General features: G+C 40.5%; 13 protein-coding genes. 9 read left to right on the top strand and 4 right to left on the bottom strand.

Features of this window, described 5'->3' with window-relative positions:
* Window positions 1-115: 115 nt before the first annotated feature.
* From DV872_RS25210 to DV872_RS25220, 3 genes are read right to left on the bottom strand one after another with little or no spacing between them, the layout of a single operon-like run.
* Complete coding sequence (locus DV872_RS25210) at window positions 116-691, bottom strand: HipA domain-containing protein (RefSeq protein ID WP_158547180.1); 576 nt, start codon at window positions 689-691, stop codon at window positions 116-118.
* Window positions 684-1,010 carry a HipA N-terminal domain-containing protein gene (locus DV872_RS25215; RefSeq protein WP_114632745.1) on the bottom strand — a complete coding sequence of 109 codons (327 nt, stop codon included), beginning with the start codon at window positions 1,008-1,010 and terminating at the stop codon, window positions 684-686. Before DV872_RS25215 ends, DV872_RS25210 begins: the two co-directional genes overlap by 8 nt.
* Window positions 997-1,209, bottom strand: a complete 213-nt coding sequence (locus DV872_RS25220; RefSeq protein ID WP_114632746.1) for a helix-turn-helix transcriptional regulator — start codon at window positions 1,207-1,209, stop codon at window positions 997-999. Before DV872_RS25220 ends, DV872_RS25215 begins: the two co-directional genes overlap by 14 nt.
* Window positions 1,210-1,571: 362 nt before the next feature.
* Here DV872_RS25220 and DV872_RS25225 point away from each other — a divergent pair, with 362 nt between their 5' ends.
* The 4 genes from DV872_RS25225 (at window position 1,572) to DV872_RS25240 (ending at window position 3,263) form a co-directional block, all read left to right on the top strand.
* Window positions 1,572-1,955, top strand: coding sequence for a hypothetical protein (locus DV872_RS25225; RefSeq protein WP_114632747.1), 384 nt, complete (start codon window positions 1,572-1,574; stop codon window positions 1,953-1,955).
* A gap of 178 nt (window positions 1,956-2,133) precedes the next feature.
* The gene (locus tag DV872_RS27065) at window positions 2,134-2,628 is read left to right on the top strand and encodes an SEC-C metal-binding domain-containing protein (RefSeq protein ID WP_230391686.1); all 495 of its coding nucleotides are present in this window, start codon (window positions 2,134-2,136) and stop codon (window positions 2,626-2,628) included.
* A gap of 153 nt (window positions 2,629-2,781) precedes the next feature.
* Window positions 2,782-3,075 carry a nucleotidyltransferase domain-containing protein gene (locus tag DV872_RS25235; RefSeq protein WP_114632748.1) on the top strand — a complete coding sequence of 98 codons (294 nt, stop codon included), beginning with the start codon at window positions 2,782-2,784 and terminating at the stop codon, window positions 3,073-3,075.
* Window positions 3,069-3,263: a hypothetical protein gene (locus DV872_RS25240; protein WP_114632749.1), complete on the top strand. Its 195-nt coding sequence runs from the start codon at window positions 3,069-3,071 to the stop codon at window positions 3,261-3,263. Before DV872_RS25235 ends, DV872_RS25240 begins: the two co-directional genes overlap by 7 nt.
* Window positions 3,264-3,445: 182 nt before the next feature.
* On the opposite strand, the gene DV872_RS25245 is transcribed toward DV872_RS25240, so the two are convergent.
* Window positions 3,446-3,997 (bottom strand): hypothetical protein, encoded by a 552-nt coding sequence (locus DV872_RS25245; protein WP_114632750.1) that lies wholly within the window; start codon window positions 3,995-3,997, stop codon window positions 3,446-3,448.
* A gap of 105 nt (window positions 3,998-4,102) precedes the next feature.
* On the opposite strand from DV872_RS25245, the gene DV872_RS25250 reads away from it, so the two are divergent.
* The 5 genes from DV872_RS25250 (at window position 4,103) to DV872_RS25275 (ending at window position 8,377) form a co-directional block, all read left to right on the top strand.
* Window positions 4,103-4,996, top strand: a complete 894-nt coding sequence (locus tag DV872_RS25250) for an Rpn family recombination-promoting nuclease/putative transposase (RefSeq protein WP_158547181.1) — start codon at window positions 4,103-4,105, stop codon at window positions 4,994-4,996.
* A gap of 86 nt (window positions 4,997-5,082) precedes the next feature.
* A complete protein-coding gene (locus DV872_RS27070) occupies window positions 5,083-5,577 on the top strand; it encodes an SEC-C metal-binding domain-containing protein (RefSeq protein ID WP_230391687.1) in 495 nt (164 codons plus the stop codon).
* A gap of 95 nt (window positions 5,578-5,672) precedes the next feature.
* Complete coding sequence (locus tag DV872_RS25260) at window positions 5,673-5,957, top strand: hypothetical protein (RefSeq protein WP_114632752.1); 285 nt, start codon at window positions 5,673-5,675, stop codon at window positions 5,955-5,957.
* Window positions 5,958-6,296: 339 nt separating this feature from the next.
* The gene (locus DV872_RS25270; protein WP_114632754.1) at window positions 6,297-7,517 is read left to right on the top strand and encodes a hypothetical protein; all 1,221 of its coding nucleotides are present in this window, start codon (window positions 6,297-6,299) and stop codon (window positions 7,515-7,517) included.
* Entirely contained in the window at window positions 7,517-8,377 is an 861-nt protein-coding gene (locus tag DV872_RS25275; RefSeq protein ID WP_114632755.1) for a hypothetical protein, read from the top strand. Before DV872_RS25270 ends, DV872_RS25275 begins: the two co-directional genes overlap by 1 nt.
* Window positions 8,378-8,424 lie beyond the last annotated feature (47 nt).

An 8,424-nucleotide genomic window follows, 5' to 3' on the forward strand; every position in this document is an offset into this window, starting at 1 on the left:
AAAATGTAAATGCCTGGAAAAATAGAATGAATAAGCAGAAAGTAAAGTTTGATTGGAAATTTACCTTTAAGAAGGCGAAAATTAAGTTCCGGCTGGATGATTAAAATTCAGCCGGTCATGACACTAGCTCGTAAAAGTGAAGGGCATCAAGGACTCTATTTTCACAATGTTTTAGAATGATTTTCCCAATCTGTTCCACCGAAGCTCTGTACTTATCTTCTGTCATTTTTTGCAAAAGCTGAGCCATATCTTCCATATGGACCTTATTAGAATTGCTTCGGTCGATTCTTTTAGTAATATAGGCCAGTTCTCCTGAAGCAAGAGGCAGCAGTGCGTGAGGAACCGTTCGGATTTGATACAAATCTGCTAAACACATTGTTAAAAACTCATTTTCAGGAAGCTGTCTATAATGTTCTACCTGAGGTTTCAGTATATAGTCTCCCCATAATCCAACAAAGGTAAGTTTGTTCTCCTTCGATTCTCTGTTTATGCTGAGGGATAGTTTTTTCTGTACTCCCGTCATGCTTGTCTTTTGACTGATAAACTGGGTAGCCAGTTTTTTTAAGTCATTAATTGAGAAGGGGATGGAAGGAGGTACAGGGGTCCCGAACATCTTCTTTGAACAGGCCCGATGGTAATTATTTTCTTCTTTGCTGCAGGGTTTCCCGCAAATATAGCAAATCTCATTCATTCCCGGTCTCCCCATGTATAGAGACAGCGCCAATACAGTCCCTGCAACACTGAAGTAGAAGACCCATCCTATCTCTCTGGTCAAGTTTCCAGTTGGCTTCGGCAATCTTCAATAACCAGCCTTCGGGAATAAGTCCGTCGAAAAATGGGAAAAGGGCAGATCCGTAAAAGGTTTCCTTCTGTAGAGGGAGAGTTAAGCTTATTCCTTTGCTTTTATCCCTTTCAAGGTAAGATTTGTAATATGTAAAATGATATCCATCATCATCTTCTGTTAGAATACCCGCTGGAATATCCATAAATAAGACCTCAGCCTCTCTCATACTCATCCCTTGCAGGTACCATTTTCATTCCGAAAAGAGATAAAACCTGATTAACCTTATCAAGCCTGAGACTCTCCTTACCCTGTTCCATCTCCCTGATAAATCTCAACCCCACACCGGCATGGTCTGCCAGTTCTTTCTGAGTCAGTTTCAGTTCAGATCTCTTATCTTTAACAATCCGGATTAGTTCTTCAGTCATGCTATACCATATCGGGTATAAAACCTGGTAATCAATAGAGGATTATACCATTTCGGGTATAATTCATACTGTTTCTAATGTTTTATACCCGTTAGGGTATATTACTAAGCAGAGTATTTATGCAGACAGCGAGGAATCACTGTTGAAAGAGCCTCTCTGTCTTAACTGAGCTGATGATGGATACCTCTAATATACCCCCACCAAGGATCTGTACCTTTGAGAGAAGACAAACCGTACTTCCTCAGGAACCTGCAATATTCCAGGAAATAGAGTTTTATGCAGTTTGATTTTTTTTCTTGAAGCACTAGCTTCACTATGCTTGTATCAGTTTATAAACAGCAGTACAATCAGGAGATAGCCCCATGGGAGATGCCCTTATGAATGATGATCAGCTCGATTCTATAGCCGATCAGGTGAAAGAAAAAATGATCCTCTGGATGGATGAGAGACACATCTATCCTTTTCCTCAAAAGAATCAGGATATTGATACACAGCTTCTTGAACGTATGGTTCGTGTAGAAGAAGGAATTAAACATCAGAATGAAAATTTGGAAAAGATGATGATTCAGTCTGATCGCCGTTTTACAATTTTGAGTGAAACCATGGATAAACGTTTTGAAGCAGTCGACAAAAGATTTGAAGCCATAGACATACGCTTCAACCGTCTCTATACCTTTCTGTCCGGCATATTTCTGACCATTCTGGCGGGGATGATCACTCTTATCATTCAGAATCTTCAGGGATAGCCAAATTATTGACCAGACGATGTTCCAGTCAACTTACATGTATTAACATTAGACAGGGCATCATAGATCCTTCCCCGGACAGAAGTCTCCCTCTCGCTTCATCCGGCTCTGCTGCCGTATCCACCATGCCTTAGACCTGAGGGTTTAAAGCTTATATTTTCCATGTTACATTTGCCTCATGGAAAATACACAAAACACCCCGGATATTGCCAAAGGAGAACCCTTCGTTTTTCGCCTGGAGCGCTCTAAATATAAGGACAATCTCTATGTCTGTGTACCGGGTAATGTATGCGATAATCCCAGCTGCAGTTGTCAGGATCTGGGCATGGCCATATATAATTATCCCGGAGAAGGGCAGCCACTTTCATCGGCCCCGGTCTATACCTTTGTAATTGATCTGGCCTCCCGCAGTATTCAAACCGATTATCAAAGCAATCCCGAAAGTCTGGACTTTGCCGGTTCCTTTCTGGACCATAGCGCATCTGATCATTGGGATCTCTACAATCAGGCCTTTAATTACCTGAAAGAGGAAGCCATACGGCAGAAAAAAGTCCTTAAGGGGACAAGTGAATCGGTGGCCGGTCAGATAATTGACCTGTCCCGGGATAAAACAGGTCGGAATGATCCCTGTCCCTGTGGGAGTGGGAAGAAATATAAGAACTGCTGCGGCTGATCGAGGGGCTGGTTCTTGATGCGCTTATCAAATGAGAGATGCCTCCCCCCCCTTTCAAGATGAACCAGAGAAAATGCAGTACTAAGCATTGCCCTATGAGTTTTAAAAAGCTCAACTTGCTTTCAGAAAAAATAAGAGTATAATAAAACTGACATGAGAGTAGAAGAAGAACAACTAACCATTATAGAAAGAACTCTTAAACTGAGGATTAGCGATGCTGTTGTTTATCTTTTTGGAAGCAGAGCGGATGATTCTAAGAGAGGTGGAGATATCGATCTTTTTTTAATCACCAGACAAAGAGTGCCTTTGAAAGAGAAAATCCAGATACTCGCTCAGCTGGAGACAGAGGGCATACAGCGCAAAGTTGACCTTATAATAAAGAATCCGGAACACCCTCAGGAAAAATTGTATAAAGAGGTTCTTCAAAAAGGTATCCGCTTATGTTAGATGATGTTTTTGAAACAGTAGATCTTCATATTAAAAGAGCCCTGTCTGCTAAAAATGAGATATCCGGGTGGGGAGATTTTGGTAAAGAAGTCTATCAGGATGAACAGCGGATTAAAACAATTGATTCTTTTATTTACAGATTTATAAAATTACAGGATATCGTCGGTCAGAAACGAACTGACCCATGAATATCCAGATAATGAGGCCGATATTATTGAAGGAATTAAGCTGGCCTTAGAGGCATTCAATACAACAATAGAAATAATTGAATCCATCAGATCCCGCCGAATGCGATCCTGATCAAAATTTAACAGAGAATACAGACCATTTTTCCAGAATGCTTTCTATCCCAGATGATTCATCCACAAGATCAATACTGAATCCTGGCGTTGGCCGACAGACCAAGGCTCTGGCTGGGTAAACCATAGACCACACCCATATCAATCTTCAGTATAAAGATACTCACACCCACACCGCCGAATAGACGGAAGGAACCTCCGTTAACCTCTGAAAGTACACTCAAACCATCAGGATCTACCGACAGCCCCGTGGCATCTTCAATCTGGCTGATCTGGTTACTATCGATTAAAGTTCCGTCCACATATACATTGGAAGCCGTCAGACCTCCACCGGCGGTTGAAAAGCCGTAGGAATAGCCCGCACCCGCAGAAAGGTTTATAAAGAGGAGCTTCTTACTCACCTGAGCCTTCAAATCCATAACATTGGTGCTCCAGTTGTAATTCATATCAGAATCTTCAAGACTCAAAGTTGTTCCGGCACCCGTGCCGGAGATATCTACCGTCTGATCCGCAACGGGGACAATAATATCTCCATTGAGCCAGGTATAAGCGAATCCAAGGGACACATCGGGAAGAAATTTCTTATCCTCAATAATTCCCCAGCGGATATCTCCACCAATCATCTTAAACCCCTGGATTTTTACCCGGTAAATGAACTCAATTTGAAGTAAAAGGTTAAATCTCTCCGTGTAAAGTCATATTGAATGAACCATCATAGGGGGAGTATAATGAAACATATGGCAACCTGGATTAAAGCGACATCAGACATCATGATTCGTGTCCTGCTCGGACAGGAAGAAAATATCCTGGTACTGAAGGATTTTATCAATTCGGTACTGGAGGACAGAGGATTTCCACCCGTAGTCAACCTTATTATTAAAAATCCTGTGAATATGAGGGATGTTTTCAACGGCAAAGAGACTTTTCTTGATGTCAAAGCTAAAGATGAGACCGGCCGGACTTTTGATATAGAAATTCAGAGTTCAGGGGGACATGCTTTTGTCAATCGCAGCCTTTATTACTGGGCAAAACTCTATAATTCACAGATAGAGGAAGGTCATAAGTTTAAAAAACTGAATCCGGTTATATGCATTAACATTTTAAATTTTGAACTGTTCAAGGATAATGAAGAGCGTAATATTCACAGCTGTTTTATGATTCAGGATCTGGATAATCCCGACAATATACTTAGTGATCATTTACAGATTCACTTTCTGGAACTACCCCGTATGATAATCGACCGTGACCATGTACCCTCAATGCGGCTTCAAAAATGGATGTGGTATTTAAAAGAAGAGGGAAACTTGGAGGAGAACGATATGAATATAATTTTAAAAGATGATCCTGTCTTTGAAAAGGCACATAATACATTTCGGAAATTTACCGCCGATGAAATGCTCAGAGAGAAATATGAAGCCCGCATGAAGTGGGAGAGTGACAGGGCATCAGCAATTGGTGATGCCTGGGATGATGGAATAGAGCAGGGTAGAGAGCAGGGTCGTACTGAAGAGAAAAAAATTTTGAGTAGAGAGTATGCAGATAAACTGAAAAAATCAGGAGTGGCCATGGATATTATTATATCCGTGACAGGACTCTCAAAAGAAGAAATTAAATCCATATAGATCCCTACCTCAGGCTCTGCTGCCGCATCTTCCCTGCTTTGGACCTATAGGTTTAAAGCTTATATTTTCCATGATACATTTGCCTCATGGAAAATACACAAAACACCCCGGACATTGCCAAAGGAGAACCCTTTGTCTTTCGCCTGGAGCGCTCTAAATATAAGGACAATCTCTATGTCTGTGTACCGGGCAATGTATGCGATAATCCCAGCTGCAGTTGTCAGGATCTGGGCATGGCCATATATAATTATCCCGGAGAAGGGGAGCCTCTTTCATCGCCCCCGGTCTATACCTTTGTAATTGATCTGGCCTCCCGCAGTATTCAGACAGGTTATCAAAGCAATCCCGAAAGCCTGGACTTTGCAGGCTCCTTTCTTGACCACAGCGCAACAGATCATTGGGATCTCTACAATCAGGCCTTTATTTACCTGAAAGAGGAAGCCATACGGCAGAAAAAAGTCCTCAAAGGGACAAGTGAATCGGTGGCCGGTCAGATAATTGACCTGTCCCAAGGTAAAACAGGCCGGAATGACCCCTGTCCCTGTGGGAGTGGGAAGAAATATAAGAACTGCTGCGGCTGATCGAGTGTCGGATTCTATATTGTTTTTTCTTGAAGCACTAGCTTCACTTTGCTTGTATCAGTTTATAAACAGCAGTACAATCAGGAGATAACCCCATGGGAGATGTCCTTATGAACGATGATCAGCTCGATTCCATAGCCGATACACAGCTTCTCGAACGTATGGTTCGTGTTGAAGAAGGCATCAAACATCAGAATGAAAATTTGGAAAAGATGATGATTCAGTCTGATCGCCGTTTTACTAATCTCAGTGAAACCATGGATAAACGTTTTGAAGCCGTAGACTTACGCTTCAACCGTCTCTATACCTTTCTGTCTGGTATTTTTCTTACAATCATGGCGGGGATGATCACTCTTATCATTCAGAATCTTCAGGGATAGAAAAAATGATTGTCCGTACGATGTTCCAGTCAACGGATGACCCGTACGCCCCTGGACGGATTCGAGGAAACGTTCGGATTTGATACAAATCTGCTAAACACATTGTTAAAAACTCATTTTCAGGAAGCTGCCTATAATGCTCTACCTGAGGTTTCAGTATATAGTCTCCCCATAATCCAACAAAGGTAAGTTTGTTCTCTTTCGATTCTCTTTTTATGCTCAGGTCTCTGAGTATAACTAAAGTTACGGTTCTTATTGGTATTTCATCCTTTTGGTCGATTGAGTTGCCACTTCTCTTAGGGTAGAATTTAGTATTCGATTTTATAAAAAGGAAGCCCTATGAAGAATATTCTCTCTCTGTTGGCCGTTTTGGTTCTCATACTTTCCTGCTCTAATGATCCAGGGAGTACCGGAGACCTTCTGCTAATCGGAAAAGTCTCTTTTGATAACCCCAAAGCCTTTTTCATTCACAGTTCCCCCGAAAATGAATATGAAAGTGAACTCAATTATATCGATCAGGATAATCAGCCTCAAAGGGTGATTTACTATGATGAGGCAGGAAATCAACTGGATTCTCTCCCACAAAGTAATAACTATGGAACAGAAGCCGAAGGAGTGTATCTCTACCCACTTTCTGAAGACTATTTTATTCTTAAAGTTGGCTGGGACTATTATCTTGTGGATAAACAGGACGGATCAGCTCATTTCATCCAGTCCTTTCTGGATCTTTTTGAAAAAGGCATCTCAAATTCTTATAGAGATTTTGAAAATCTAGACAGATATCATATGAACAGTGCGGATAATTTTTACTTTCGAGGCGATAATATAAGCCGGCTTAATATAGATAATCTCTCGGATATCAGTGTTAAGCAACTTTCTCCCAGCATGGATTCTGTTTATAAAAGCACTGTATCGGATGACGGTTTAATTATGTATGACAGCCCATCAGTTTCAAAACTGATTCATCAGGATGGTTATTTAATATATATGGAGAACAGTTATTCCTATATGTGGAAAAATACCGAAGGGGATATTCAGTATTTTGATTCTGATAATGATAGGATTGTGACGATCATACAGGATGAATCTCAGAATATCTCCTACACGAATGCAGCTTTCTCAAGTTTTTTGAATCTTGATACCGTATTTCATACACAGTCTTACACAATATTGATAACCCAAAACGATGATATTATAAGAGTCTTTTATGATGGAAGCAGCACTCTCTTAACTCTGCCCTTAAACAGCAGTATTAACTGTGTTGAAGCAGGAACTCAGTATGTCTATATCTCTTTGACTCTGGAAGACGGTTCATCAAGTTTTATCAGACTGAGACCCTCAACAGACAGTTTTATTACTCTCAGTAATGCAGATGAATACAAAATAATGAATTTGAAACTGATGGATGGGGGCGGCTTACTTTTCAAGGGAATACGAAACTCTGATGATGAGATTGTTACAGGAACCATAAACGAAGACGGGAGTGTCGAGCTATTCACTCTGTCATATCCTGATTATGCCTATCGATTCCTGGGAGTCAATAATGGAGATGAATTCTGATGAAAACTATCTGTAAAATTTTCCTTACTTTACTAATTATGCTGATCAGTTCCTGTGATGGAGGAGACAGTTCTTCCAGTGATTATGAACAGATTATTGATCATATCGACACTGCAGATGCTCAGATTCTTTTTAAGAACATATATAACAGTGAAAGTGATCCGGCAGAACTCAAAGGGATAAACACTACAGGAGCACTGGTCACACCCTTAATCTATAACAGCGATGGCTCAGAAGTCATGCATGAGAATTTTTGGATTGATGGTATTTACGATCTTAATGAGAATTACTATCTGTTGTCTTCTAATTACACCAATGGAGACATAGAGGATTATCAGCTGATCAGCAAAGAAAGCGGTGCTGCCATCCATTTTCCTGAGGAATCGGGATGGTTATCCAATCATCAGGATTCGGGTTCAGGGGAAAGAGATCCCTATTGGGGAAACAATCCTTATTATTGCTATGATTCTTATTCAGACCGTATTGTAGAGTTCAGTATCAATGGCTCGAGTATAAGCTTAAATAATTATGTTACTTTGGATGAAGGCTTTAGATACTTTGTGATGGATAACGTTGCCAATGTCGCTTATATCTATCAGGATATTGATAATAATTATGTTTTAAAGATTGTAGATAAAGACAATACAATATTATACTCAGATTCTGAATTTGATGATGATATCTGGGTCACTCATAATGGACTCTTTCAATACTCTGATTTCTTAGATCTGGTTACACTTGTCTTTGATGAGGGCAGTGGAACTTATACAGAAGAAAGGAGCTGTTGCAAAAGTAAAATTGCAGCAGCTCTTTTTTTGGTCCACAATCCTTTCCTGAATATTCTTATGTTAAATCTATAAACAGCACCTTAGTTTGCCCCTGTGTCACCAAGTTTTATCATTATCAG

It is taken from the genome of Oceanispirochaeta sp. M1, from assembly GCF_003346715.1.
Taxonomy (GTDB): domain Bacteria; phylum Spirochaetota; class Spirochaetia; order DSM-2461; family DSM-2461; genus Oceanispirochaeta.

Excerpts from the sequence above, each read along its gene's own strand:
- DV872_RS25215 (WP_114632745.1), bottom strand. The coding sequence starts at position 1,010 with ATGAGAGAGGCTGAGGTCTTATTTATGGATATTCCAGCGGGTATTCTA.
- DV872_RS25250 (WP_158547181.1), top strand. The coding sequence starts at position 4,103 with ATGAAACATATGGCAACCTGGATTAAAGCGACATCAGACATCATGATT.
- DV872_RS27070 (WP_230391687.1), top strand. The coding sequence starts at position 5,083 with ATGGAAAATACACAAAACACCCCGGACATTGCCAAAGGAGAACCCTTT.
- DV872_RS25225 (WP_114632747.1), top strand. The coding sequence starts at position 1,572 with ATGGGAGATGCCCTTATGAATGATGATCAGCTCGATTCTATAGCCGAT.
- DV872_RS27065 (WP_230391686.1), top strand. The coding sequence starts at position 2,134 with ATGGAAAATACACAAAACACCCCGGATATTGCCAAAGGAGAACCCTTC.
- DV872_RS25210 (WP_158547180.1), bottom strand. The coding sequence starts at position 691 with ATGAATGAGATTTGCTATATTTGCGGGAAACCCTGCAGCAAAGAAGAA.
- DV872_RS25245 (WP_114632750.1), bottom strand. The coding sequence starts at position 3,997 with ATGATTGGTGGAGATATCCGCTGGGGAATTATTGAGGATAAGAAATTT.
- DV872_RS25240 (WP_114632749.1), top strand. The coding sequence starts at position 3,069 with ATGTTAGATGATGTTTTTGAAACAGTAGATCTTCATATTAAAAGAGCC.
- DV872_RS25260 (WP_114632752.1), top strand. The coding sequence starts at position 5,673 with ATGGGAGATGTCCTTATGAACGATGATCAGCTCGATTCCATAGCCGAT.
- DV872_RS25275 (WP_114632755.1), top strand. The coding sequence starts at position 7,517 with ATGAAAACTATCTGTAAAATTTTCCTTACTTTACTAATTATGCTGATC.
- DV872_RS25220 (WP_114632746.1), bottom strand. The coding sequence starts at position 1,209 with ATGACTGAAGAACTAATCCGGATTGTTAAAGATAAGAGATCTGAACTG.
- DV872_RS25270 (WP_114632754.1), top strand. The coding sequence starts at position 6,297 with ATGAAGAATATTCTCTCTCTGTTGGCCGTTTTGGTTCTCATACTTTCC.
- DV872_RS25235 (WP_114632748.1), top strand. The coding sequence starts at position 2,782 with ATGAGAGTAGAAGAAGAACAACTAACCATTATAGAAAGAACTCTTAAA.